The organism is Kitasatospora sp. NPDC007106 (assembly GCF_040634455.1).
Taxonomy (GTDB): Bacteria; Actinomycetota; Actinomycetes; order Streptomycetales; family Streptomycetaceae; genus Kitasatospora; species Kitasatospora arboriphila.
Map to the genome: position 1 here is coordinate 1 of NZ_JBEYFP010000024.1, position 26,205 is coordinate 26,205.

Consider the following 26,205-nt stretch of genomic DNA (forward strand, 5'->3'; position numbering starts at 1 on the left):
CAATGTTCGGGGTGCCGCGCCAAAGCGCGGCGGCGCCGGCCGGTCGCCGGCGCGCGCCCCGCCTTCTGTCTTCGCCCCGGCTGGGGCACTCGCCGTCGGCCGGCCGCGCCCACAAGGGGCGAAGAGCTAAGGCCGGGGCAGAGACGGACAGGTCCAAACTTCCACCCCCACACGGGCGGGGACGGCGCAGAAGGCAGGGCTCAGAACCAGGCCCGTCGGGGCTAGGGCGGGCGGCTCCGCGGTTTTACCCACCTGCCCGGACTGGGACCCGCGTCGAGCAAGAACGGGGGGCCACTCGGCCACATTGCGGTCAGGCCCAAAGAGCCCTGACCGAGTCGCAGCAGCTTACGGCCCCCCGATCATGCTCGACCCCAGACCAGACAGGACACCGGCCAAAACCACTCCACCGCCCGTGGGCGCGCTCGGCACGTCTCGGCCTCCCGTGGGAGATGACGGACTCAGTCAGAGGAAGTAGCCATGGCGCGTTCCCAGAGGTCAGATCTTTCGAATAACTCTACGGTAGGCATACTTTCCCCGAATGAACGCAGCGAAGAACTTTCCATGACTCGTCGCGGACATCAGGCTTCGATAGACGTCCTTAGGGACTTCGAAGTACTCGTACGACGCCCCGCTCAAAAATGCTATTTCCAGTAGCCTACTGTGCTCGTCGTAGCCTACGGCTCGCAAGTTACTTGATCGGACAAGCTTCAGTTCCATTGATCTCCCCTTTGCGCTTAATGGGCCAGGTTGCGAATATGCTGAACAATCTCTTTGAATACGGCGGGACCAACGCCGGATGCTGTTCGCGAAGCCTCGTAGTAAGTGAAAGAGTTCTTGTCGCTATATCCCAAGCCCGAGCTAATAAGCTCATGCAGCTGGTCACCCCACTCTGGCCAGTTGCGCTCAATGCAGTCTTCAAGCCTGTCCGAGAAGGACGCATAATTAGACGTTGCGCGCGTCTCTGGCCACTGCTCGGCCGAATGCCCAAGATACCTGAGAATCTTCATATTCTCACCTATCGCCTTTTGGGATTCCCGCCAGGCCGCGTCAGGGTCGCCGGTCTTTTGAAGCTTCCTTTCTTCTGCGCCGGAGTCCCCATCAAAGACGACGTAGCATGGAATTCCAAGAAGCCTCAGGATTGCGTGGCTAAGCATCAGCCCCATCTTTCCGTTTGCATCGGCTACATGGATTCCATCGACCGATAGGGGTCCGCCGCTCTCCCTCTCTGCGAATCCTTCAATTGCCGCCTTGTCGGTCGTTCCCTCAACCAATAGCACCGCGGAAGCAAACATTGCTTCAGACAGTTTGTTCAGGCAAGCATTTTCGAGCTGCTTGGCGATCCTATTTCCGTCCATATAGCCATCGAGGTGCTCGACTACGTTGGCCACGGTTACGTGAGAAACTGAAACGCCGAGTTTCCCGTCGAGTGATTTCTCTCGACTGATACGGCGAATTTCGTGGAACTTTCGAGGTTCTACAAAGATAGGATTATGTGTCGCGTATGCCACTTGCGTCTTCTGCATTGGGTCCTCCGCGATGCGTCGGAGGACAGATGCGAAAGCACGCGCCTGAACTGGGTGCTGGTAGAGCTCCGGCTCCTCAATGGCGAGGCAGAGAGAGCCTGCACGCACGCCAGCAGTGCGACGGTCGGAGAGTAGCTTCAGTGCAGAGATAATCATCGCGCGCTGAAATCCGTGGCCCTGGCTTGAGAGCGGCGTCTCCACGCTGCCATCAAGGATTCTGACCAGGAATGTGGCCCTAGACGGCTTGCTTGGAATCTCCGCAGTCGAAACCCGGACACCTCTCCCCGACGAAAAAACACCCACAGCCTCGGATATCTCTTTCGATATCTGTTCTAGCTGGGGGCCAAACAGGCGGTCCGATATTTCTGCTCGCTTGAGATTTGAGTTGGCTTCAAGCTCCTCAAATTCGGCGTTGGCCAGTCGCCGGTCAACCGCTCGTTCAATAATGCGGCCGAAGATCGATCCGCGCGTGTCCGCAGACTCCTCCAATGCCCGAAGATCTGCGCTAACGAGAATGTACTCAAAAAGGCCGTGGAGCTTTCCCTGGCCTGCAAACCCGAAGAATGAGGTGACCTCTTCGATCGATTCGACTAGCTGGTCGCGATTTTCTCTCTCCCAGGCCAGCAGGGCAGCATTAACGGCCTTTTCGCTAGACACCGAAGGCAGGCCTAGGTGTGGCTCGTCCTCTCGAAGTCGGTTGTATGCTCGCCGCTTTTCCATGGCCCCGCTCTCTGAGCGGATATGCTGGAATGCAGGATAGGCGAGAGCCTTTCCGGTGATCTTATCTTCGCCATTCTCCCATGAGCGCCATAGAATGAGATTATCCACGCCATCCGGGGTGTAGCTCCCCAGCTCGGCGCGATCTTCAGGCGTGATGGAGTCGAATTCGACCTCCACCATAATCTTCTGGGAAGTGCCGCTCTCGCAGACGTCGGAATCGGTTAGCGATACCGATTTCTCTCCGTTGAAGAACCAATCCAGCGCGCGAAGGACAGTGGACTTTCCCACGCCGTTCGGTCCGATAATTGATGTGACCCCGTCGAATCCGACCTCGGCATCCACGAGGCAGCGGAAGTTCTGTATCCGCGCGCGCTTCATCTGCATGGCTCATGATGGCGTACCGATCGTCCAGTCTTCAATCGAAATGCAAAAGATTGGTCGAAAGATGCGTGATGTGGTAGCAAGGATGGCTACCCATGGTGCTTCGGTCGGTGACTCGACGTGTTGGAGGTCAGCCCACAACCGTGCCAGGTCGAGCGGGCAGCCACGGCGAGCTGCCGATGAAGTTGGAGACAGGTTCTCGCCGCGCAGGCCAGCATCGACGCAGAGTCACAAGAACAGTCACGCCGCCCTCTTGAAGCTCGCGTGCGCTCCGCCCACTCAACGCCATGGTCGGCTGAGCCACCTCAGTCCGGCGTTCCGCTGAGTGTCTAACTGCGTGACAACGAGTGCGGACTTGGGCGGACAGCCACGGACACTCGCGGACTGTTCATGCAGGTCAGCGGTGCTGATCCCCCGAGTTGGGTGGGCACCCGGGTTGCTTCGGGACGAAGAGGCCACTGCACCTGGCCATACGGTTGATCCGCCGATGGTTGGACCCCCCTGGCCCGGCTCGAACGGGCTGGTCCCCTCCACAACGGGCCGGAGGTGTGGGTCGCAGCCGCCGGCCGACGCAGGGCATGGGCAGAGTACACGGAGCTCGCCGCCGTGCCACTGTCGTGCCATGTCGGGCGGGGAGCTGCGGGGAGTTGTGGCTCGCAACGGGGGAGCAGGCCCCAACTGCCCAGCATGACAACAGTGCAGGTCAGGAGATAGGCCTGACGCCCGTTCTCCTAAAGCCGGTGTCGCAGGTTCGAATCCTGCCTGGGGCACAACACCAGGAACACGAAAAGGCCCAGGCCAGAGGGTGAATCCCTCCGACCTGGGCCTTCGCCGTTCCCTGCCGCTGGTCCTGCCGTGCCCCTCCCGTGCCCCCGTCATCGCCGGCGCCGGGCTCGGCCCTCGTCCGCCCGTCCCGGCCGTTGCTCCGGCGGAGCCGACCGCTGCGCGGGCCGGTGAACGGGTGCCCGTCCACCCCCGGTCCGGCGAAGTGCTCGATGTGGTGGGCCAGGTACGTCCCGATCGGAAGGGGCGTCACGGGGTGCGGGAGCGGGTCGGCCTCGGCGGGTCGGTCTCGGCGGGTCAGTGGGGCGGGACGGCGCCGGCGTAGACGTTGTCCGGGGTGGCGACCGCGGTGATCGCCCGGGCGAGGAGGGTGGAGGGTTCCTGGCCCTGGCTGAGGACGTCGGTGTTGATCATGACGACCAGGGTGGCGCGCTGAGAGGGCAGGTAGACGGTCACCGTCTCGTAGCCGGGGATCGAACCGTTGTGGCCGATCCAGCCGTTCGTCTCGAAGATGCCGAGGCCGTAACCGGTGCCCGGGAAGCCCGTCGGCAGGGTCTTCAGCCGTTCCGCCTGGGTCCCGGGGCTGAGCAGCCGTCCGGTGGCGACGACCTCGGCCCAGCGGTGCAGGTCCTGCAGGTCGGAGATCATCGCCCCGGCCGCCCAGGCCCAGCTGGGGTTCCAGTCCGTGACGTCCTCGACCGCCCCGCTCAACGTCTGGTCGGTGTACCCGCGCGGGTGCGGCTCGGGGAACTCGGCGCCCCGCGGGAACAGCGTGCGGCGCAGGTGGGCCGGGCGGAGCACCCGCCGCTGGACGAAGTCGGCGAGCCGCTGCCCGCTGACCTTCTCGACGACCAGGCCGAGCAGGACGAGGTTGGTGTTGGAGTACTCGAAGGCTGCACCCGGATCGAAGGTGTTGTCGTGCTTGAACCCGTACGCGAGCACCTCCCGCGGGCTGAACTGCCGGTGCGGGTCGCTCTGCAGGGCGTGGACGAAGTCCGGGTCGGAGGTGTACGGGAACAAGCCGCTGCGCATCTCGGCGAGCTGACGCAGGGTGATCCGCCCACCGTCCGGCACGCCGTCGACGTAGGCGGAGATCGGGTCGTCCAGGCCGACCCGGTGCTGGTCGACGAGTTCGAGCAGCGCGGTGACCGTGAAGGTCTTGGTCTCGCTGCCGATCCGGACGTACGAGTCGACGGCCATCGGCCTGCCGGTGGCGGTGTCGGCGACACCGGTCGCGCGGACGTAGCTCCCCCTGCCCGGCATCCACAGCCCGACCACGACGCCCGGAATGCCCGCCTGCCGGCGGACGTCCTCGATCGTGCTGTCCAGACGGGCGGTCAGCTCGGGGCCGAGACCGTCCGGTGGGCAGTCGTCCGGGTCGTACCGCCCCACGCCCGCGGCGCGGACGGTCGCAGTGCGGACGGTCGCTGCGTGGAGGGTCGTGGCGTGGACGGTCGTGGCGGGGGCAGCTGTCATGGGGGCCAGCACGGACGCCGCGAACAGCGTTGCGGCGAACAGCCGGTGGTGGGGGGTGCGTCGCACGGCGCCTCTTCCGGATCACGGGTTCGGACGGCAACATCACCACCCCGATCCGCTGCACCTCTCGCCCTACCGGCACCCGCCGCGGCGAGTCCACTCGTTCGGAGCCGGAGCAGGCGCCCCGGTGGCGGAGCCGCGGAGGTCACCGCCGGCGGCGCCGAGGCCCTCCGGGTGCACGGCGGTCGCCGGCGACGGTGCCTGCGGTGCCGGTGCGGCCGGTGCCGGGGTCGGGCAGGTGCTTCGGCGTCGCCGGGGCGGAACCGCCCGCGGCCGTGGCCGCGGTGACCGCGACGACGTCGGTCGACCTCAGGAACGCCAGCCGGTGGTCGTACCGGATCGGGTAGTAGAGGTCGCGGCCGACGACCAGGGTGCGGTCGTCCGGTGCGTCGCCGTCGATGTTCCGCGCGTAGTAGTAGTCGCCGTGCACCGGCCGGTCCGCCGCCGCGAGGTAGCCCTGCCCGGCGGGGATCGTCGCGGTGTAGGGCGCCGGCGCGAGGCCGGCCGGGTCGAAGACCGCGGCGACGGCCGGGTACGGGGCGTAGGCGGCGCGTTCGGGGTACGCCCGGCCGTACACCGGAACGGAGGTCCGGCCGGCCCTGGGCACCAGGACCGTCCGTCCCGGCCGGTCGTCCGCGGCGGCGCTCCGGCCGTGCGGGTTGTCGAACCAGCCCTTCACACCGCCGTACCAGATCGCCGTCCAGTCGCCCCGCCGGTCCGCGACCACGTAGCCGGTGCCGGCGACCGCCTTGGCCCGCCAGTCGGAGGCCCGGGTGGTGCCGCCGCCGATCAGCGGGGCGGTCGGGCTCGGAGCGGTGCGCAGGTAGACGAAGTTCTCCGGGCGGGCCGGGGCGCCGTCCACCGGGGGCGTGTTGCCGGAGTCGAAGGCCGGGGCGATCGTGACCGTGCCGCCGACCACGACCGGACCGCCGGTGCCGGCCCGCACGGGTGCGCCGACCAGGTCCATGTAGTGGTTCCAGTCCCAGAAGGTGCCGGGGTCCCAGTGCATGCCGGAGACGTCCTGCTGGCGCGGGCCCGGGACGTCGTCGTGCCCGATGACGTGCTGCCGGTCGAGCGGTACGCCGAACCGGTCCGCCAGGTACCGGGTCAGCGAGGCCGAGGACCGGTACAGCTGCTCCGAGTACCAGGTCGCCTTGTCCGCCGGGAACGCGTACCCCTCGTGCTCGATGCCGATGCTGTGCATGTTGACGGTCTTGTTGCCGGCGTGCCACGCGACGTTCCTGGTGCTCACCAGCTGTGTGACGTGACCGTCCGAGGACCGCACGATGTAGTGCGCGCTGGCCTGCGTGGCCGGCTGCCGGAACGCCGCGATCGAGCCCTCGAAGCCGCCCTCGGTGTCGTGGACGACGATGCGGTCGATCCGCTGGCCGTCGGCGGGGCGGTCGGCGACCGAGTAGTTGCCGAAGGAGGACGGGTCCGAGGCGTTGGTCAGCGCGTAGGCGGCGGGCCGGAAGTCGCAGCCGAGGCCGGCCGGGCACTCGATCGGGCCGGGTGCGTTCTCGTCCGACGGACCCTTGCGCCCGGCGCCGCCCTGCCCGGTGGATGGATCGGTGGATGGCTCGGCGGAGGGCGCGGCGGAAGGTTCGGCGGGGCGCCCGGCGACCGGGTCGCCGGCGGCCACGGCCGGGGCGGCGGACAGCGTGACCACCTGCCCGTCGGAGGTGACCCGGGAGGCTCCTGCCCTCACCGTGCCGAGTACGCGGTCGGCGAAGTCGTCGCCGCCCTGCCCGGCCGGGGACCCGCTGAAGCGGGACACCGCCGCGAACCAGGCCGCCGGATCGCCCGACAACGGCCTGCCGGCCTCCCGCTGGTACGCCACCAGCAGGGCCGCCGCCCCGCGGATGCTCTGCAACGGCTCCGCCCGCAGCCGCTCCGCGGGCTCGTGCAGGAGCTCCGCTGCCCGTTCCAGGGTGTGCAGGGCCGGGCCGTCCTCGACCCGGACCTCGGGCGCGGCCCGCCGCGCGGGGGAGTCGTCGCCGCGGAGGTCCGCCTCGGGACCCGGCCCGGCGGCGAGGGCCCGGGTGACCGCGGCGGGGTCCACCCGGGTCAGGCCCATCACGTTGTAGTTGCCGGTGGTGCTCGGCTCGCCGTGGTGCGACTCCCAACGGGTCTGCTGGTACGACAACGCCAGCAGGACGCTCCGCGGCACCCGGAACTCGGCGGCCGCGTCGGCGAACCGGCGCTGCAGGACGCCGGACCCCGCTGGCGCCGTGACCGGCGCGGCGGCAGCAGTGACAGGCGCGGCATCCGCACTGCCCTGCGCGGCTGCGGCCCCAACCGGCAAGGCCAGGCCGGCGGCGGAGACCGCCACCGCCGCGGTGATCGCCAGCGGCAGCCGCCGGCCGTGCCTGCGGCGGTGTGCGGCCCATGCGGGCCCTCGACCGGCCCTGCGTGCGGCAGTCAACGGCGTCAGCGGCCTTCCCGTTCCCGTCCCGGCCGTGGGGGCCGGTCCCATCCGGAGCCCGCCGCGGCAGCACCCGCAGGGAGGTCCGATCGGGACTCCGCCGGTGCCGACGCGGGGCGGGCGACGCGGAACCGGGGTCGGTGGCCCGTCCACCGGCCACCGGGGACCGCACCCGTCCAACGGGCCGGGCAGGGGCTCCGCAACGGGCATCCACCCGCCGGGGCGAACCGCCCTGCTCCGAACGGGACACGGGCGTACGGCGACGGCCCGGCGCAGGAGTGCTGCGCCGGGCCGTCGGACCGGACGAGGACCCCGGCGCCGCCGGGATCGACAGGGCCTCAGCGGCGGTGCTTGCCGTTGCCCGTGGCGGCGGCCGGCTCCGGGTACGGGATGCGGAGCTTGCGGGCGAACGGGGCCACCGCCGCGCCCGCGCCGAGCGGACGGGCCAGGGCGAACAGCGAGACCAGGACGGCCAGCGAACCGGCGGCCAGGCCGACGACGCTGCTCAGCATCCCGCCGCCGGTGGCGTCGGAGATCCGGCCGGACAGCCACACCGCGGCCGCCGCGCCCGGCAGGCAGGCAGCCGTGATGGCCAGGTGCAGGGCGACGACCGAACCGCCGTCCAGACCGCTGCGAGGCTTGCCGTTGCGGCGCAGGCCCAGCACCATCGTCGCGTCCGGGCCGGCCGGTGCCGAGGCGGGGACGGCGGACGGAACGGGCTTGCGCAGTCGGCGGCCGAGGGCCCAGCCGGTCAGGCCGACACCGACCAGGCAGGCGATGCTCTGCGCACCCGCCATGCCGATGATGATCCAGCGCGGGCTGAGCAGCCAGTACGCGACCGCCGACAGGCCCGAGTTGACCGTGGTCGACACCACCGTCAGCCAGAACGGGGTCTTGGCGTCACCCATCGCGTAGAAGCCGCGGGACAGCGCGTACTGGGCGCAGAAGGCCGGCAGTCCGATCGCGAAGGCGATCAGCGTCTGGGCGATCACCCACGAGTCGGCCGAGGTGACCTTGCCGTGCCCGTAGGCGATGTCGGCGATCTGCGGGGCCAGCGCGATGAACAGCACGGTGGCCGTGACGATCATGGCGGCCGAGGAGCGCAGCATGCCGGCCAGGTCCGAGCCGATCTTCGTCAGCTCGCCCCGGGTCGCGGCCCGGGACATGCCGGGCAGCAGCGCCGTCACCAGGGAGATGGTGATGACGCCCTGCGGGACGACGAACAGCTGGTACGCGTTGGTGTAGGCGAAGTTGCCGAGGCCCATCGTCAGGCCGTCCTTCGCCGCACGGACGCCGGCACCCGTGCTCAGCCGGCTGATCACGGCGAAGGACAGCTGGGTGACCACGACCAGCAGCAGTGCCCAGCTCGCCGCGCGGATCGGCTTCGTCAGACCGGCACCGCGCCAGTCGAAGCGCGGCCGGAAGCGGAAGCCGGAGGAGCGCAGCGAGGGCAGCAGGCCGACCGCCTGGACGACGATGCCCAGGGTGCTGCCGAGACCCAGCAGCATGGTCTGGCCGGCCGTCATCTGCTCGGCCTTGTCCGCGTCGTTGCCGACCAGGATGTAGAGGCCGAAGACCGCGATCGCGACCACGTTGTTCAGCACCGGCGTCCACATCATCGCGCCGAAGCGGTCGCGCGAGTTGAGCACCTGGCCGAGCAGGGTGAAGACGCCGTAGAAGAAGATCTGCGGCAGGCAGTACCGGGCGAAGGCGATGGTCAGGTCGCGCTGCGCGCCGTCGAAGTTCGAGTAGAGGTCGACGATCGTCGGGGCCAGCAGCCAGGCGCCCACCGTCAGCACGACCAGGATGACGCCGCAGAGGGTGAGCAGCCGGTCGGTGTAGGCGACGCCGCCGTCCTTGTGCGTCTGCGCGGCGTGCACCAGCTCGGGGACGAAGACGGAGGCCAGCACGCCGCCCATGAGCATCATGTAGACGACGTTCGGCAGCGAGTTGGCGACGTTGAAGGAGTCGCCGAGACCGGCCGCGCCGAGCGCGGCGATGATCATCGCGCTGCGGACGAAGCCGAGGGCGCGCGAGGAGAGCGTGCCGAGGGCCATGATCAGCCCGCTGCGGCCGACCGAGGCGGCGGGCGCGGCCGGGGCCTCGCCCTCGGCCTGGCGCTGCGCGGGGACGGTGGCGGGGGCCTGCGGCGGCACGCCGGGCTGCTGGAAGGCACCCGGCTGCGGCGGCACGCCCGGCTGGGCGGGGGCCCCCGGGTACCCGGTGCCCGCGGCCTGCGACGGATCGCCGGTGCGCCCGGCCTCCGGAGGCTGCGGCGGGATCTTGCGCAGGGCCATGGTGGGCGGGTCCGGGTGGGCGTACGAGTCGGGGGACTCACCCGTGGTGTTCATGGTCATCGGATCCCCGTCACTCGGTGCCTGGGCGGTGGGGCTGTGGGGCCTCCGCACAGGTGCACCCAACCGGAGCAGTCTGCCAAACCGCGGCACTCCCTGGGGAGGCCGGTGTCGCGGGCGGCAGCCCTGTGCCCACGGAGGATATCGGGGGCCGGAACGGCCCGGTGGCGTGAAGGGTGATGGATTGTGGCTCTATGTCCGGTTATGTCGGCGAGGCTTGCAATCCGTTCGGAGTGATCGGCCGCCATCGTCGTCCCTTCACCGCGGGGGTGGCGCCCGATCGTGTGAGCTTTATCACTGCATGTCAGCTGTGCCGGCGGGGCACGGGGGCCTCGTCCGCGGCGCCGCGGGGGGCGTCGGCACGGCCCGCGCCGTTCCGGCCGTCCTGGTCGTTCCGTCCGTTCCGGTAGTCCCGGCCCTCGGGGTCCCCGGGGTCGTCGAGCTCGTCCCCGTCGTCCCTGCTGTTCCTGTCGCCGCGTGCACGTCGGGGCGACCCGGCACTGCCGCCGTCGCCGGAGTCGTCACCGTTCTCGTCGCCGGCCTCGTCCGCGTTACTCGTGGGCGCACCGCGGGCGAGCACGCGCTGCACGCGGGGCCTGGTCCGCCGGTCGACGCGGCGGAAGTCCCGGGCCAGCGCACCGGGCCGCCACAGCTCCACGGCGACCGTCGCCCAGCCCAGCAGGGCCGCGGCGGCGAGCCATCCGGCCAGGACGTCGCTCGGCCAGTGGACGCCCAGGGCGATCCGGCTCCAGCCGACCGCCAGGACCGCCACGGCGGCCGCTCCGACGGCCCAGATCCGGCCCGCCCGCCCGGCCAGCGGCCAGACCAGGGCGACCAGTGCCGCGCAGGTGATGCCGGAGGCCATGGCGTGCCCGGAGGGGAAGGCCGCGCCGTCGGCGTGCGCGACCGGGTCGGCGAAGTGCGGGCGGTCCCGGCCCACGACGTCCGCGAGGCCGATCGCGAGTGCCCAGCCGAGGGCGCCCTGGACGGCGGCCCAGGAGGCGAGGGTGCGGGCCCTGATCGCCCACAGCCAGGCCGCGGCGCCGAACAGCAGCACCCGCATGGTGACCGGCCCGTCGATGTCGCCCAGCGTCTGCATCGAGGCCGTCCACGCGGTGTGGCGGCGGGCGTAACCGTGCAGGGCGCCGACCCAGTGCTGGTCGAGCCGGGTCAGCGGCCCCCAGCCGCCCGCCACCAGCCCGAGCAGCGCCCCGAACAGCAGAGTGCCACCGAGTGCCCACAGGGCGTGTCGGGCGACGGGCCGACGGGCGGCGGGAACGGCGGACGGGTGCATGGCAGACACCTTCCCAGCGGCGGTGTGCGGAGCGGACCCGGCGCGATCGCGATTCGGCATCTTTTGTGCGGAGAAGGTGCGATCGGGAGGTGTTGTTCGTTGGAAGGGGCGGTAGCGCCCGCGACTGTTGCGCACGGTGGCCGCTCGATGGCGGAGCGTCGATCGCCTCGGTGAAAATCGGCAGGATACTGCATGAGGCGCGAAAATCTGAGTGAGTTGGGAATGTTGTCCCATTTCTGTGCGTTGGATCGTTACGCGTGAGCCTCCAGGAGGCCCGCACTTGTATGAGCAGCGCAGCCCCGCGCGAGCCGCGCCGCAGACCCGGCAATCCAGCAAGGGAGCAAGCATGGCCACTCGTGCCGTCGTTCGCGACAGGGCCGACCGGACTCGCTCGGCCCGGCCGACCAACCTTGAGGCCGACCGCGACCTCGTCGGCATGTACCTCGACGAGATCGCCAGGACGCCGCTGCTCGACGCCGCCGAGGAGGTCCAGCTCTCGTTGCGCATCGAGGCCGGGGTGTACGCCCAGCACCTGCTGGACGAGGGCGCCCTGCCCGAGGGTACGAGGCGCGAGGAGCTGGAGGCGATAGCCGAGGACGCGGAGCGCGCCAAGGACGTCTTCATCAGGTCCAACCTCCGGTTGGTCGTCGCCGTGGCCCGCCGGTACCCGCGCAGCGGCCTGCCCCTGCTGGACCTCATCCAGGAGGGCAACGCGGGCCTCGTCAGGGCGGTCGAGAAGTTCGACTACGCCAAGGGCTTCAAGTTCTCCACGTACGCGACGTGGTGGATCCGGCAGGCGATCACCCGGTCGATCGCCGACCAGTCGCGCACCATCCGGCTGCCCGTGCACCTCGTCGAGGAGCTCGGCAGGATCCGCCGGGTGCAGCGCGAGAAGTCCAAGGAGCTGGGCCGTGAGGCCGATCCCGCGGAGATCGCGGCCGAGCTGGACACCACCGAGGAGCGGATCAAGGACGTGCTCGACTGGGCGCGGGACCCGGTCAGCCTGAACATGTCGGTCGACGACGAGGGCGAGACCCAGTTCGGCGACCTCGTCGAGGACACCGGTGCCGTCTCGCCGGAGGACGCCGTCATGGTGATGCTCCGGCGCGAGGAGCTGGACGACCTGATCGGACGGCTGGACGACCGGACGGCGTCGATCATCCGGTCCCGGTACGGCATGGAGGACGGCCGGGAGCGGACGCTGACCGAGGTCGGCAAGCAGCACGGGCTCACCCGTGAGCGGATCCGCCAGATCGAGAAGCACGCGCTGGCCGAGCTGAAGAAGATCGCCGACCATGCGGGCTTCGAGGCGGCCTGACCGCGGGAGCGGCGTTCGCGGGCCCCGGTCCGGGCAGTGCCCCGGGCCGGGGCCCGCGGCCGTCCGGCACCACCTAGGCTGGTGGAGAAGAGAGCGGGAGGCAGGACGATGGGCGAGCGGACCGTCGAGCAGGACGGGCAGCCGGGCGAGGAGCCGGGCGGGAAGTCCGGCACGAAGCCGGGGCGGCAGGGGCCGTCCGCGGCGCGGCTGGTGTTCGGCGACCCGCTGGACCGGCAGACCGCCGACGACACCGACGCCGGCTGGGGCGAGCGCCCCGGCGGTGGTTCGGCCCGCGGGCTCGACTGGTACCTGAGCCAGCGGCCCCCGCACCACGGCGACTAGCTCCCGCGGGCGCTGCGGCCCGGCGCGGGCCCGTCCGGCGGCCATGCGGTCGGTCAGCCCCGGCGGACGAGGGCGTCGCGGATCTCGGTGAGCAGGACGACCTCCTTCTCCTCCGCCTCCAGGACCTCCTCCTCCGCGGTCTTCCGCTTCGCCATGAAGTGCAGCATCGGAAGGACGAAGACGAAGTAGACCACCGCGGCCGTGATCACGAACTGCACCACCGCACTGAGCACCTCGCCCCACAGGATGAAGACGCCGGACGAGACGGACCCGTCCGCGGCGAGTGTGCACGGGCCCTTCAGGCAGGAGCGGTAGGACGCCAGGTCCTTGGTGCCGAACAGGCCGATGATCGGATTGATGATGCCTTTCACGAACGCATTGATGATGTTCGTGAAGGCCGCGCCGATCACCACCGCGACCGCGAGATCGACGACGTTTCCGCGGAGCAGGAATTCCCTGAAACCCTTCATCCCGCAACGACACCACAGCGGATCGGCCGGTCAGGAAATCGGCGCGCCGGATTTCGGGGAGCACTGCCGCCCGCCGCTCAGTGCGGGGGCGGGGCGGTGCCCGTGCAGCGCGGCGCCGCTCCCGGTTCGGTGGTCGCCGTGGAGGCGGCCGCCATCGGCGGGGGGCCCGGCCGGAAGGGCCCGGCGGCGAGGGCGGTGGCGGCGGCGAGCAGCCCGGCGGCCAGCACCCCGGGGCGGTGGCGTACCGCCTGCTGCAGCCGGTGGCGGCCGCCGGAGCCGCGGCGGATCGGCGGGAAGTCGGGCACGCTCCGGCGGGGCGGGACGGAGCACGGCGGCGGGGGAGCGAGGTGGGTGGTCACGGTGTCGGCGGCCTCCGGTCGGCGGTCCGCGGACCCGGCCGGGCCCGCGGACAGCAGAATGCGCCGAGCCCGGCACCTCCGGAATTGCCGACCGATTCCCTGTGGAAAACCCCGGCCTGTGGAAAACCCGCCTCACCCGAACGGCGCAATCAATGCCGCACGCCTGCTCAGTCGCACACCGGGCGCAGGCAGGACCCCGGCCGTACACCGGGGCGCGGCCGGAACCCCCGGCGCAGCCGCAACCCCCGGCGCACACGCAAAGGCCCGGTGCCGCTCTCCACGGGGGAGTGCGGCACCGGGCCTCCGGTGCGAAGACTCAGCTCGCGGCCGGCGCCGAGGCCGTCGACCCCGAGGACGCGGCGGCCGGCGCGGAGGACGTCGAGCCCGAGGACGAGCCGGTGGACGAGGTCGAGGACGACCCCGAGCTCACCGAGCTGCTGGAGGAGGAGCGGCTGTCCGTGCGGTAGAAGCCCGAGCCCTTGAACACGACGCCGACCGCCGAGAAGACCTTGCGGAGCTTCCCCTGGCAGTCGGGGCACGTGGTCAGCGCCTCGTCGGTGAACTTCTGCACCGCCTCCAGGCCGTTGCCGCACTCGGTGCACTGGTACTGGTACGTGGGCACTTGCTTCCTCCTGGCACTCTCGCCTGATGAGTGCTAACGATCGTCAATGATGCGGTATTCCGCTGGAACAGTCCAGCGATGCCGGGTGTGAGATGGGTCCGGGCCGCCGGGCCCGGGGCCTCAGTGCCCGGTTCCCGCACCCACGAGCTGCCGCGGCCCGGTGCCGTCGGCGTCCCGGGCGGCCGTGCCGGCCGGGGCCGGCCCGCCCGCCCGGAGACCGTCGTCCGCGGCCTGCGCCCCGGACGCGGAGCGGACCGGAGCGGCCGTGGCGGCGTCCCGCGGAGCGACCAGCAGCCCCCGCAGGGCGACCAGCGCGACCAGGCCGAGGCCCGCGCCGACGACCGGCACGAGGAAGCCGGCGGACGGCCCGCCCGAGTCGATGAGTCGGCCCGCGACGGTGGAGCCGACCGCGAGGCCGAGGCCGATGGCGCCGGTCAGCCAGGTGAAGGCCTCGGTCTTGGCGCCGTCCGAGACGAGCGTCTCGACCAGGGTGTAGCCGGTGATCAGGGTCGGCGCGATGGCCAGGCCGCAGAGGAGTCCGGCGACGGAGAGCGCGGTGAGGTTCGGCATCGCCCAGAGGGTCGAGCAGCCGAGCACCAGCAGGGCGTAGCAGCCGAGCATCCGGCTGCGGGCCGAGCGGCGCCAGGCGACCAGGCCGTAGAGCACGCCGGCGAGCATCGAGCCGCCGGCGAAGATGCCGTACACGGTGCCGCTGGCGCCGGCGCGGCCGACCGACTCGGCGAACGCGGTCACCGAGACCTGCATGGCGCCGAAGACGGTGCCCACCCCGAGGAAGGCGCCGGCCAGCAGCCGGACACCGGGGGAGGAGAGCGCGGAGGGGCCGCGGCCGCCGGCGGTGCGCGGGTGGCGGGCCGGGGCGGTGCGGCGCTGGGCCGCGAAGGCCAGGCCGCCGGCGACCGTCAGCGCGGCCTCGGCGATCAGTGCGGCGGAGGGGGTGACCGTGGTGGCGATGGCGGTGGCCAGCACCGGGCCGACCACGAAGGTGAACTCGTCGGTGACCGACTCGAAGGCGAACGCGGTGTTCAGCGTGGCCGGGGAGTCCGACAGCCGGGAGACCCAGCGGGCCCGGACCATGGCGCCGATCTGCGGCACCGAGGCGCCCGCGGGGGCGGCGGCTGCGAACAGCGCCCAGGCCGGGGCGTGGCCCAGTGCCAGGCCGATCAGCGCGGCCACCGACACGGCGTGCACGGCGACGCTGGGCAGCAGCACGGCCGCCTGGCCGTGGCGGTCGGCGAGCCGGCCGGTCTGCGGGCCGACCAGGGCCTGGGCGACGGCGGAGACGGCCGCGACCGCGCCGGCGGTGCCGTACGAGCCGTGGGTGTCCAGGACGAGCAGCACGATGCCCAGGCTCAGCATGGCGTAGGGCAGCCGGGCGGCGAAGGCGGGGACCAGGAACGTCCAGGCGCCGGGGGTCCGCAGCAGTTCCGCGTAGCCGACCCGGGCGGGTGCGGACGCGGGTGCGGCATCGGGGCCGGCAGGCGCGGGCGTGCCGGGGGACAGGGTGTCGTCGACCGTTCGGCGGGCCGTCACGGTCGGTCCTTCCTGCTGCCTGGTAGCGCGCCGGGGAACGGGTGGGCCCCGACGGCGCCGAGAGTCGTCCTCTCGCGCGTCGACCGGGGTAGATACCGGGTCCTGCCGGCTGTGGGGTGGTGCGGGTGCCGGCGTCAGGCAGGGTGCTGCGGACCGCGGCCGCCGAGCGGTCGCGCCAACTCTGCATCAGGCAGATGTTGCGGGTTTTCTAGGTGTAGATCTTCCGTATCGATCGATTATATGGCAGTCGGGCCCTGTGAGGCCGCTGATGCAAGGCAGGTCACATCCCGCCCCGGCGGCCGCCGGTTCAGCGGCCGCGCAGCCAGCCCGCCAGCTTGCCGCCCCGGTCGACTGCGCGGAGCCGGCGTTCGGCGGCCTCGCCGACCTCCTCGGTGGTGACGACGAGGAGCTCGTCGCCGGCCCGCAGGATGGTGGTGCGCTCCGGCACGAAGCTGCTGCCCTCCCGGACGACCAGGGTGACCGCGGCGCCCTTGGGCAGCCGCAGCTCGCCCACCTCGACGCCGGACATCCTCGACTCCGGGGAGAGCGAGACGGACAGCAGGTGGCCGTGCAGCTTCTCCAGCGGCGCGGACTCGATGCCGAGGTCCTGGCCGAGGTCGCCCTCGCCGATCCGCAGCGCGCGGGCGACCGGCGGCAGGGTCGGCCCCTGCAGCAGGGTGAAGACCACGACCAGCACGAAGACGATGTTGAAGACCTCCTGGGCCCGCGGGGCCGCCGCCACCATCGGGATGGTGGCGAGCACGATGGGCACCGCGCCGCGCAGGCCGGCCCAGCTGAGCAGCGCCTGCTCCCGCCAGGGCAGCCGGAAGGGCGTCAGGGAGAGCAGCACCGAGGCGGGCCTGGCCAGGAAGACCAGCACGGCGCCGCAGACCAGCGCCGGGACGATCGCCGAGCCCATCTCGCTGGGCGTGACCAGCAGGCCGAGGACGACGAACATGCCGATCTGGCCGATCCAGGCGAGGCCGTCGGCGAAGCCGCGGACGGCCGGCCCGTGCGGCAGCTTGGAGTTCCCGAGGATCACCGCCGCGGTGTAGACGGCGAGGAACCCGGAGCCGTGCAGCAGTGAGCCGCCCGCGTAGGCCAGCACCGTCAGGGCCATCACCGCGATCGGGTAGAGGCCGGAGGACGGCAGGGCGACGTGCTTGACCGCCCAGGCGCCGATCCGGCCGACGGCGAAGCCGACCGCGGCGCCCACGGCGAGCTCACCGAGGATGGTGCCGACCATCACGTACCAGGGGTCGAGCGGTCCGGTGGCGGCGAAGGCGACGACCAGGATGACCACCGGGGCGTCGTTGCAGCCGGACTCGGCCTCCAGCAGGCCGGTGAGCCGGCGCGGCAGCGGCACGGTGCGCAGCACGGAGAAGACCGCTGCGGCGTCGGTGGAGGAGACGATCGCGCCGAGCAGCAGCGCGGTGCGCCAGTCCAGGCCGACCAGCCAGTGCGCGCCGGCGGCGGTGACGAAGACGCTGACCGCGACGCCGAAGGTGGCCAGCACGCCGGCGGCGGGCATGACCGGCCGGATCGCCCGCCAGCTGGTCTTCAGCCCGCCCTCGGCGAGGATCACCACCAGGGCCGCGTAGCCGAGGACCTGGGCGAGGGCGACGTTGTCGAAGGCGAGGCCGAGGCCGTTGTGGCCGAGGGCGATGCCGATGCCGAGGTAGACGAGGAGGCTGGGCAGCCCGGAGCCGGTGGAGATGCGCACGGCGACCACCGCGACCAGGAGGATCACGGAGAACTCGAGCAGGAACGCGTTCAGGTGGTCGACGGTCACGCAGGGGCACCTCTGCGGCAGGAGGGGCTGATGAGTCGTTACTCAGTCTAACATTTTACTTGATCTTTGATCGAGGCCCCTCGGCCTTCCCTTCCGGTCATCCCTCCGGGGTATCGTCCCCTCTGATCCAACCGTGGGCGTCCCCGGTGCACGTCCGCCACCTGAGCCGACCTAATGTGGTGAGCTGTCTCCGCCGCCACGTCCCCCAGTCAAGGACCCAGATGCCCCGCTCGAAGAAGTTCCGGCGCGCCCGTCTGATCGTGATCGTGCTGGTCGTGATGCTGATCGCCGGGCTGGGCGGGAGCGGTTACTGGGCGGTCCACACCGTACGTGCCTCCTTCCCCGAGCTGACCGGCACCGTCCGGGTCGCCGGCCTCGCCGCCCCGGTCGACGTGAAGCGCGACGACAAGGGCGTGCCCCAGCTCTACGCCGACACCTCCGAGGACCTCTTCCGCGCCCAGGGCTACGTCCAGGCGCAGGACCGCTTCTGGGAGATGGACGTCCGCCGGCACATCACCGCCGGGCGGCTGTCCGAGATGTTCGGCTCCGGCCAGGTCGAGACCGACGCCTTCCTGCGGACCATGGGCTGGCGCCGGGTCGCGCAGCAGGAGTACGACACCGTGCTCTCCGCCGAGACCAAGAAGTACCTGCAGGCCTACGCGGACGGCGTGAACGCCTGGCTCGCCGAGCACCCCGGCGGGGCCGGCGCCTCCCTCGAGTACGCCCTGCTCGGCGCCGTGAACGGCGACTACAAGCCGGAGGAGTGGACCCCGGTCGACTCGGTGGCCTGGCTCAAGGCCATGGCCTGGAACCTCTCCGGCAACCGCCAGGAGGAGATCGACCGCGCGCTGCTGGCGCAGAACTTCGAGCAGAGCGAGATCGACCAGCTGTACCCGGCGTACCCGTACGACCGGAACGGCACCATCGTCAAGACCGGCAAGCTCGCCGCCGACGGCACCTACAAGCCCGCCGACGGCAGCGCCGCGCCCGGCACCGCCGCCGCGACGGCCGGCACCGGCACCACGCAGGGCCGCGCCGCCACCCAGGCCGTCCTCAAGGACCTCTCCGACAAGATGGCCGCCGTGCCGCAGTTGCTCGGCCCGCAGGGCCAGGGCATCGGCTCCAACTCCTGGGTCGTCTCCGGCAGCCACACCACCACCGGCAAGCCGCTGCTCGCCAACGACCCGCACCTGGGCCCCGGCATGCCGTCCGTCTGGTACCAGATGGGCCTGCACTGCCGCACCGTCGGCCCCAAGTGCGGCTTCGACGTCGCCGGCTTCACCTTCGCCGGCACCCCCGGCGTGGTCATCGGCCACAACAAGAAGGTCTCCTGGGGCTTCACCAACCTCGGCGCCGACGTGACCGACCTCTACCTGGAGAAGGTCACCGGCCCCGACACCTACCTGCGCGACGGCCAGGAGGTGAAGTTCCAGACCCGCAAGGAGACGATCAAGGTCGCCGGCGGCGAGGACCGCACCATCACCGTCCGCACCACCGTCAACGGCCCGCTGATCTCCGACCAGTCCTCGGAGCAGCAGAACGTCGGCACCTACGCCCCGGCCGGCAACGCCGCCCCGGACCGCGCCAGCGGCTACGGCGTCGCCCTGCAGTGGACGGCCCTCACCCCCGGCCGGACGATGGACGCCGTCTTCGAGCTCGACGCCGCCGCCGACTGGAAGGGCTTCCAGAAGGCCGCCGCCGACTTCGCCGTCCCGGCCCAGAACCTGATCTACGCCGACACCGAGAACAACATCGGCTACCAGACCCCGGGCACCATCCCCGTCCGCGGCAAGGGCGACGGCCGCTACCCCGCCCCGGGCTGGGACTCGGCCTACGACTGGAAGAAGGACCCGGTCCCCTTCAAGTCGCTGCCCTACAGCTACAACCCGGCCTCCGGCTACATCGTCACCGCCAACCAGGCCGTGGTCGACAAGGGCTACCCGTTCTCCATCACCACCGACTGGGAGTACGGCACCCGCGCCAAGGAGATCACCGACCAGATCGAGGGCCGGCTGAAGAACGGCGGCAAGATCTCGCCGGACGACATGCAGGCCATGCAGCTCGACAACACCAGCGTGATGGCCAGGACCCTCGTCCCGCTGCTGCTCAAGGTGAAGATCTCCGACCCGTACGTCCGCGAGGCCCAGGACCTGCTGAAGGACTGGAACTACCACCAGGACGCCGACTCCGCGGCCGCCGCCTACTACAACGGCGTCTGGCGGGCGCTGCTCACCCTCGCCTTCGGGCAGAAGCTGCCGGCCTCGCTGCGCGCCGAGGGCGACTGCCTGCTGGTCCGTCAGAAGTCCAACTCGACGCTGCCCGACGACGCGGTCAACGGCGAGGTGAAGCCCGTCACCGAGTGCGGCACCCGCAAGCCCGACCAGGCCCAGCCGGACGGCGGCGACCGCTGGACGGAGGTCGTCCGCACCCAGCTGGCGCAGCCCGACAGCACCTGGTGGAACTACATCGACTCCGACCACCTGCCGCAGCACGGCCTGAACAACCTGCTCGCCCAGGCGATGAAGAACGCCCGCCAGGACCTCACCGCCTACCTGGGCAAGTCCATCTCCACCTGGAGCTGGGGCCGGCTGCACACCCTGACGCTCAAGGAGACGACGCTCGGCAGCGACGACTCCTCGATCGCCTCGGGCTTCGTGCACCGGCTGCTCAACCGCGGCCCGTACCGGCTCTCCGGCGGCAGCGCCGCGGTGAACGCCGCCGGGTGGAACGCCGCCGCCGGCTACCAGGTGGACTGGATCCCCTCGATGCGGATGGTCGTCGACCTCTCCGACTTCGACGCCTCCCGCTGGATCAACGTCGGCGGCGCCTCCGGCCACGCCTTCCACAGCAACTACAACGACCAGACCGAGCTGTGGGCCAAGGGCGAACTGCTGCCCTGGGCGTACTCGCCGGACGCCGTCACCAAGGCGACCGCGCACACCATGACGCTCACCAACGGCTGACCCGCCGCGGGGGCGCCGCCGCTCAGCCGGCGGCGCCCCCGCGGAAGCGGTGCACCCCCGAGGGCGTCACCACCGCGTCCACCGGCAGGTCGTGGGCCTCGCCGGGCACCTCGGGCAGCAGCTCCTCCTCGTACAGCAGGGTCGCCAGCAGCGGCTCGGCGCCGGCCGCGGCCAGCCGGGCCAGCACCCGGTCGTAGCTGCCCCCGCCGCGGCCCAGCCGCACCCCGCGGCGGTCCACCGCCAGACCCGGCAGCAGCACCAGCCGCGCCCCGCAGACCGCCTCCGGCCCCAGCCGCGGCCCGATCGGCTCCAGCAGGCCCCGGGAGGCCGGGGCGAGCGCCTCCCGCCCCTCGTACGGCGCCCAGTCCAGGTCGTTGTCGGCCAGCAGCACCGGCAGCAGCACCCGCACCCCGCGGGCCGCCAGCGCGTCCAGCAGCGGACCGGTGCCCGGCTCGCCGCCGACCGACACGTACGCCGCCACCGTCCAGCCCGGTTCGGCCAGCGCGGCGGCGTGCACGGCCAGCTCCCCGGCCGCCGATGCCCGCCGAGCGGGTGACAGTGCGCGGCGTCCCGCCAGCAGGCGTGACCTCAGGGCGGCCTTGTCGTTGTGCAATGGATTGGCAGTCATGGGTCCCCACAGCTCGGCACCGATCGGTGCCCCGAGCCTGACATGCGGAAGGCGCCACATGTCCACCCCGCTCCTGGTCCAGGCACTCGCCGCGCTGAGCGCCCCCGCGCTGGCCGGCGCCGGGCTGCTGGGCGCGCGGCTGCGCCGGGCCGCGGCCACCGCGGCCGAGCGCGAGGCGGCCCTGCAGGGCACCGTCGCCGAGCTGCGCCAGGAGCGCGACGAACTGCAGCGCACGGCCTCCTGCGACCCGCTCACCGGGGTGTGGAACTACCGGCACCTGCAGATCACCCTGGACAAGGAGATCGAGCGTGCCCGCCGTGCCGCGGCCGGCGACGAGAAGCGCCCGCTCGCCCTGCTGATGCTGGAGATCACCGGCTTCGACGGGGTCGTCGCCGAGCACGGCCGCAGCCGGGCCGGCGCCGTGCTGCGCGACCTCGCCCAGCGCCTCGCCGTCGAGATCCGCCGCTCCGACACCCTCGGCCGCTACGGCGGCGAGGAGTTCCTCGTCCTGCTGCCCGACACCGGCGCCGAGGGCGCCGTCCAGGTCGCCGAGCGGCTCGTCTGGACGGTCCGCCGGCACCGGCTGCTGGACTGGTCCGGCAGCGGCGCCGAGCCCCGCCCCGCCGACACCCCGGCCGGCCCCGCCGGGGCCCCCGCCACCGCCCGCGGCAACGGCCTCACCGCCGCCGTCGGCATCGCCGTCCTGCCGCGCGACGGGTCCCACGCCGCCCTGCTGCTGAGGGCCGCCGACCGGGCCCTCGCCGAGGCCCGCCGGGCGGGCGGCGACTGCTGGCGCGGAGCCCCGGTGGAGACCGTCCCCACGGCGGCACCCGAGCCCGCACCTGCGGTGCGCTGCCGGCGGAGGTCCGACGGGCCGACGGAGGCGGCGGGAAAGCCGGGTAGTCTGTCCGCCTGTACCGGCACCGAGGCCACCCTCACCTCCGTCGGCCACGCCCGCACCGCTGCCGCCACGGCCGCTGCTCGGGACGGGGTTTAACACCCCACTCACCTCGCTCTCACAGGGCGCTGAAACGCCTCAGTAAGGTCGACGCATGACGAAGACGCACGCCCGCACCCCCGTCACCAAGGCCGTCGTGCCCGCTGCCGGCCTGGGGACCCGCTTCCTCCCGGCGACCAAGGCGACGCCCAAGGAGATGCTGCCGGTGGTCGACAAGCCGGCCATCCAGTACGTCGTCGAGGAGGCCGCCGCCGCCGGCCTGTCCGACATACTGATGGTGACCGGCCGCAACAAGCGCGCGCTGGAGGACCACTTCGACCGGGCCTACGAGCTGGAGGAGCTGCTCACCCGCAAGGGCGACCACGACCGGCTGCGCCGCGTCCAGGAGTCCGTGCAGCTCGCCAACATGCACTACGTCCGGCAGGGCGACCCCAAGGGCCTCGGCCACGCCGTCCTCGTCGCCGAGCAGCACGTCGCCGGCCAGCCCTTCGCCGTTCTCCTCGGCGACGACCTGATCGACCCGCGCGACCCGCTGCTCTCCCGCATGATCGAGGTCCAGCAGGAGCTCGGCGGCTCGGTCGTCGCCCTCATGGAGGTCGACCCCTCGCAGATCCACCTCTACGGCTGTGCCGCCGTCAAGCCGAACGGCTTCGGCGACGACGTCTTCCGGATCACCGACCTGGTCGAGAAGCCGGACACCGAGGACGCCCCGTCCAACTACGCGGTGATCGGCCGTTACATCCTCGACCCGGCCGTCTTCGAGGTGCTCAGCAAGACCCCGCCCGGCCGCGGCGGCGAGATCCAGCTGACCGACGCGCTGCGCGAGCTCGCCGCCCGCGACGAGACCGGCGGCGGCCCCGTCCACGGCGTGCTGTTCAAGGGCCGCCGCTACGACACCGGCGACCGCGCCGACTACCTTCGCGCTATCGTCCGACTGGCGTGCGAGCGCGAGGACCTCGGCCCCGAGTTCCGGGACTGGCTCCGGCAGTTCGTCGCCACCGAGATGCACAGCTGACCCATCACGAAGGCGAGTGAGGCGATGACCGCGGGCCCCGCGCACGGCAGCAACGACCCCTGCTGCGAGGACGCCGGGGCCCCGGCCGCCCCCCGGACGTGGACCGTCGACGAGCACCTCGCCGACGTCCTCGCCGCCGCCGCCCCGCTGCCGGCGGTCGAGGTCGACCTGCTGGACGCCCTCGGCCGCCGGCTCACCGCCGACGTCACCGCCGCCGTCGACCTGCCGCCCTTCGACAACAGCTCGATGGACGGCTACGCGCTGCGGGCCGCGGACACCGCGCCGGTCGCCCTCGCCGTGGTCGGCGACATCGCGGCCGGCGCCGCCGAACTCCCCGAGGTCGGGCCCGGCCGGGCCGCCCGGATCATGACCGGCGCACCGGTGCCGCCCGGCGCCGACGCCGTCGCCCCGGTCGAGTGGACCGACGGCGGCAGCGGCACCGGCGAGGCCGCCGACGCGATGACCGCCGCCGTCGCCGGCGAGACCGTCCAGGTGCTCCGCCCGGTCGCAGCCGGCGCCCACATCCGCCGCCGCGGCAGCGACATCACCGCCGGCACCACGGTGCTCACCGCCGGCACCCTGCTCGGCCCCGCCCAGCTGGGCCTGCTCGCCGCGATCGGCCGCGCCACCGTCGCCGTCCACCGCCGCCCGCGGGTCGCGGTGCTCTCCACCGGCAGCGAACTCGTCCAGCCCGGCGAGCCGATCGGCCCCGGCCGGATCAGCGACTCCAACAGCTTCGCCCTCGCCGCCGCCGCCCGCGCCGCCGGCGCCGAGGCCGTGCGGATCGGCGGCGTGCCGGACGACCCGGCCGTGCTCCGCCGGGTGCTGCAGGAGCAGCTCGCCCACGCCGACCTGATCGTCACCAGCGGCGGCGTCAGCGTCGGCGCCTACGACGTGGTCAAGGAGGCCCTCCAGCCGCTGCACGGCGGCGAGGACCTCGGCGGCGTCGACTTCCGGCGGCTGCGGATGCAGCCCGGCAAGCCGCAGGGCTTCGGCCGGCTCGGCAAGGACGGCGTGCCGCTGCTCGCCCTGCCCGGCAACCCGGTCAGCGCGTACATCTCCTTCGAGCTGTTCGTCCGGCCGCTGATCCGCACCATGCTCGGCGCCCCCGACGTGCACCGGCCGGTCGTCTCCGCGGTCTGCACCGCGGACCTCTCCTCGCCCGCGGGCCGCCGCCAGTTCCTGCGCGGCCGGTACGGCACCGACGGCACCGTCACCCCGGTCGGCGGCGCCTCCTCGCACCTGGTCGGTGCGCTCGCGCACGCCGACTGCCTGATCGCCGTCCCCGAGGACACCACCGCGCTGCCGGCCGGCAGCCGCGTCGACGTGGTCCTTCTCACGGACTGACACCACCGGGGTTGTACGGTAGCGCGGTATTCGACCCGCGCCACTGGAGCCCCCGTGACCGAGACACCCCCCGGCGACCGCCTCACGCACGTCGACGACACCGGCGCCGCCCGCATGGTGGACGTCTCCGAGAAGGCCACCACCGTCCGCACCGCGGTCGCCGCCGGGCGGGTCGCCGTCGCCCCGCGGGTGGTCGAACTGCTCCGCGGCGAGGGCGTCCCCAAGGGCGACGCCCTCGCCGTCGCCCGGATCGCCGGGATCATGGGCGCCAAGCGGACCCCGGACCTGATCCCGCTCTGCCACCCGATCGCCATCTCCGGCGTCACCGTCGACCTGGCGGTCACCGACGACGCGGTCGAGATCACCGCCACCGTGCGGACGGCCGACCGCACCGGCGTCGAGATGGAGGCGCTCACCGCCGTCGCCGTCGCCGGACTGACCGTCGTCGACATGGTGAAGGCGGTCGACAAGGCCGCCGCGATCACCGACGTCCGGGTGCTCACCAAGACCGGCGGCAAGAGCGGCGACTGGGCCCGCGAGGACGCCCGGTGACCGCCGACGGCCACCCGGCCGCCGGCCGCCCCGTGCGCGCGCTCGCCGTCACCGTCTCCAACCGCGCCTCGGCCGGCGTGTACGAGGACAAGGGCGGCCCGCTGCTCGTCGAGGGCCTCGGCCGGATGGGCTTCGCCGCGGACGGCCCGCGGGTCGTGCCGGACGGCGACCCGGTCGAGGCGGTGCTCCGCGAGGCCGTCGAGGCCGGCTACGACGTCGTCCTCACCACCGGCGGCACCGGCATCTCGCCGATGGACCTCACCCCCGAGATGACCGCCCGGGTGATCGACCGGCAGATCCCCGGCATCGCCGAGGCGATCCGCGCGCACGGCCGCGACAAGGTGCCCACCGCGGTGCTCTCCCGCGGCCTCGCCGGCCTCGCCGGACGCACCCTGATCGTCAACCTGCCCGGCTCCACCGGCGGCGTGAAGGACGGCCTGGCCGTCCTCGAACCGCTGCTCGCCCACGCGGTCGACCAGCTCCGCGGCGGCGACCACCCGCGGCCGGACGGCACCGTCCGGAGCACGAGCTGAGCGCCGGCTGGCCGGTCGAGCTGACCGAGGGCGACGTGACGCTGCGCCCGATCCGGGCCCGTGACCAGCGCGCCTGGCAGGAGGTCAGCCGCCGCAACCGGGACTGGCTGCGGCGCTGGGAGGCCACCGTGCCCCCGCCGCCGGCCGGCCGCGGCGGGGTCGCCCGGCCGAGCTACCGGCAGATGGTCCGCTACCTGCGCGGCGAGGCGGCGGCCGGCCGGATGCTGCCCTTCGTGGTGCTGCACCGGGGCCGGCTGGTCGGCCAGCTCACCGTCGGCGGCATCACCTGGGGGTCGATGTGCTCCGCCAACGTCGGCTACTGGATCGACGAGGAAGTGGCGGGCCACGGCATCATGCCGACCGCCGTCGCGCTCTCGGTCGACCACTGTTTCCGCACGCTCGGACTGCACCGGATCGAGGTGTGCATTCGGCCGGAGAACCGGCCGAGCCGGCGGGTGGTCGAGAAACTCGGCTTCCGCGAGGAGGGAATGCGTCCGCGGTATCTGCACATCGACGGCGACTGGCGCGACCACCTGGTCTACGCGCTGACCGTCGAGGAGGTGCCGGAGGGCATGCTGGCGCGCTGGCGTGCCGTCAGGAGCGGCCGCTCCTGAGTGAATTGAATATTTGTTCGAAATAGATATCGATCCGGCATCGGGCCCCGGGTCGAGTGGTGGCAAACACCGGCAAAATAGTCGGAGAATCAGCTTGATCACACGACACGCCGCGCCAAATTGCT

General features: G+C 72.0%; 21 protein-coding genes. 9 read left to right on the forward strand and 12 right to left on the reverse strand.

Going from position 1 to position 26,205, the window contains the following annotated elements; genetic code table 11:
• Positions 1-495 precede the first annotated feature (495 nt).
• The 6 genes from ABZ641_RS04950 to ABZ641_RS04975 form a co-directional block, all read right to left on the reverse strand.
• Entirely contained in the window at positions 496-717 is a 222-nt protein-coding gene (locus ABZ641_RS04950; RefSeq protein ID WP_359979235.1) for a KTSC domain-containing protein, read from the reverse strand.
• Between the two features lie 17 nt (positions 718-734).
• Positions 735-2,627 (reverse strand): ATP-dependent endonuclease, encoded by a 1,893-nt coding sequence (locus ABZ641_RS04955; RefSeq protein WP_359979238.1) that lies wholly within the window; start codon positions 2,625-2,627, stop codon positions 735-737.
• Positions 2,628-3,704: 1,077 nt separating this feature from the next.
• Positions 3,705-4,949 carry a serine hydrolase domain-containing protein gene (locus ABZ641_RS04960; protein WP_359979241.1) on the reverse strand — a complete coding sequence of 415 codons (1,245 nt, stop codon included), beginning with the start codon at positions 4,947-4,949 and terminating at the stop codon, positions 3,705-3,707.
• Between the two features lie 139 nt (positions 4,950-5,088).
• Positions 5,089-7,113, reverse strand: a complete 2,025-nt coding sequence (locus ABZ641_RS04965) for an N-acetylmuramoyl-L-alanine amidase (RefSeq protein ID WP_359979244.1) — start codon at positions 7,111-7,113, stop codon at positions 5,089-5,091.
• 593 nt (positions 7,114-7,706) lie between these two features.
• Complete coding sequence (gene murJ, locus ABZ641_RS04970) at positions 7,707-9,719, reverse strand: murein biosynthesis integral membrane protein MurJ (protein WP_344625948.1); 2,013 nt, start codon at positions 9,717-9,719, stop codon at positions 7,707-7,709.
• 307 nt (positions 9,720-10,026) lie between these two features.
• A complete protein-coding gene (locus ABZ641_RS04975; RefSeq protein ID WP_359979248.1) occupies positions 10,027-11,016 on the reverse strand; it encodes a phosphatase PAP2 family protein in 990 nt (329 codons plus the stop codon).
• Positions 11,017-11,452: 436 nt separating this feature from the next.
• Between ABZ641_RS04975 and ABZ641_RS04980 the strand changes: the two genes are divergently transcribed.
• Positions 11,453-12,334 carry a sigma-70 family RNA polymerase sigma factor gene (locus tag ABZ641_RS04980; protein ID WP_359979278.1) on the forward strand — a complete coding sequence of 294 codons (882 nt, stop codon included), beginning with the start codon at positions 11,453-11,455 and terminating at the stop codon, positions 12,332-12,334.
• A 108-nt stretch (positions 12,335-12,442) separates the two neighbouring features.
• Positions 12,443-12,676 (forward strand): hypothetical protein, encoded by a 234-nt coding sequence (locus ABZ641_RS04985; protein ID WP_359979251.1) that lies wholly within the window; start codon positions 12,443-12,445, stop codon positions 12,674-12,676.
• A gap of 53 nt (positions 12,677-12,729) precedes the next feature.
• On the opposite strand, the gene mscL is transcribed toward ABZ641_RS04985, so the two are convergent.
• The 5 genes from mscL to ABZ641_RS05010 form a co-directional block, all read right to left on the reverse strand.
• A complete protein-coding gene (mscL, locus tag ABZ641_RS04990; protein WP_359979254.1) occupies positions 12,730-13,146 on the reverse strand; it encodes a large conductance mechanosensitive channel protein MscL in 417 nt (138 codons plus the stop codon).
• Positions 13,147-13,223: 77 nt separating this feature from the next.
• The gene (locus ABZ641_RS04995) at positions 13,224-13,505 is read right to left on the reverse strand and encodes a hypothetical protein (protein WP_344625952.1); all 282 of its coding nucleotides are present in this window, start codon (positions 13,503-13,505) and stop codon (positions 13,224-13,226) included.
• A 316-nt stretch (positions 13,506-13,821) separates the two neighbouring features.
• On the reverse strand, positions 13,822-14,127 hold the full coding sequence (locus ABZ641_RS05000; protein WP_344625953.1) for an FmdB family zinc ribbon protein: 306 nt from the start codon (positions 14,125-14,127) through the stop codon (positions 13,822-13,824).
• 120 nt (positions 14,128-14,247) lie between these two features.
• Positions 14,248-15,648, reverse strand: coding sequence for an MFS transporter (locus ABZ641_RS05005; RefSeq protein ID WP_359979281.1), 1,401 nt, complete (start codon positions 15,646-15,648; stop codon positions 14,248-14,250).
• Positions 15,649-15,985: 337 nt separating this feature from the next.
• Complete coding sequence (locus ABZ641_RS05010; RefSeq protein ID WP_344625954.1) at positions 15,986-17,470, reverse strand: potassium/proton antiporter; 1,485 nt, start codon at positions 17,468-17,470, stop codon at positions 15,986-15,988.
• 221 nt (positions 17,471-17,691) lie between these two features.
• On the opposite strand from ABZ641_RS05010, the gene ABZ641_RS05015 reads away from it, so the two are divergent.
• Complete coding sequence (locus ABZ641_RS05015; protein ID WP_344625955.1) at positions 17,692-20,433, forward strand: penicillin acylase family protein; 2,742 nt, start codon at positions 17,692-17,694, stop codon at positions 20,431-20,433.
• Positions 20,434-20,455: 22 nt separating this feature from the next.
• Here ABZ641_RS05015 and ABZ641_RS05020 read toward each other — a convergent pair whose 3' ends face one another.
• Positions 20,456-21,061, reverse strand: a complete 606-nt coding sequence (locus ABZ641_RS05020) for a 5-formyltetrahydrofolate cyclo-ligase (protein WP_359979258.1) — start codon at positions 21,059-21,061, stop codon at positions 20,456-20,458.
• A 58-nt stretch (positions 21,062-21,119) separates the two neighbouring features.
• Between ABZ641_RS05020 and ABZ641_RS05025 the strand changes: the two genes are divergently transcribed.
• The 6 genes from ABZ641_RS05025 to ABZ641_RS05050 are packed head-to-tail and all read left to right on the forward strand — an operon-like array spanning position 21,120 to position 26,080.
• Positions 21,120-22,058: a GGDEF domain-containing protein gene (locus ABZ641_RS05025; protein WP_359979261.1), complete on the forward strand. Its 939-nt coding sequence runs from the start codon at positions 21,120-21,122 to the stop codon at positions 22,056-22,058.
• 55 nt (positions 22,059-22,113) lie between these two features.
• Positions 22,114-23,034, forward strand: a complete 921-nt coding sequence (gene galU / locus ABZ641_RS05030; protein ID WP_344625958.1) for a UTP--glucose-1-phosphate uridylyltransferase GalU — start codon at positions 22,114-22,116, stop codon at positions 23,032-23,034.
• 24 nt (positions 23,035-23,058) lie between these two features.
• Positions 23,059-24,381 (forward strand): gephyrin-like molybdotransferase Glp, encoded by a 1,323-nt coding sequence (gene glp / locus ABZ641_RS05035; protein ID WP_359979264.1) that lies wholly within the window; start codon positions 23,059-23,061, stop codon positions 24,379-24,381.
• Positions 24,382-24,435: 54 nt separating this feature from the next.
• On the forward strand, positions 24,436-24,933 hold the full coding sequence (gene moaC / locus ABZ641_RS05040; protein ID WP_030270697.1) for a cyclic pyranopterin monophosphate synthase MoaC: 498 nt from the start codon (positions 24,436-24,438) through the stop codon (positions 24,931-24,933).
• Complete coding sequence (locus ABZ641_RS05045; RefSeq protein WP_344625960.1) at positions 24,930-25,466, forward strand: MogA/MoaB family molybdenum cofactor biosynthesis protein; 537 nt, start codon at positions 24,930-24,932, stop codon at positions 25,464-25,466. Before moaC ends, ABZ641_RS05045 begins: the two co-directional genes overlap by 4 nt.
• Positions 25,463-26,080 (forward strand): GNAT family protein, encoded by a 618-nt coding sequence (locus ABZ641_RS05050; RefSeq protein WP_344625984.1) that lies wholly within the window; start codon positions 25,463-25,465, stop codon positions 26,078-26,080. Before ABZ641_RS05045 ends, ABZ641_RS05050 begins: the two co-directional genes overlap by 4 nt.
• Positions 26,081-26,205 lie beyond the last annotated feature (125 nt).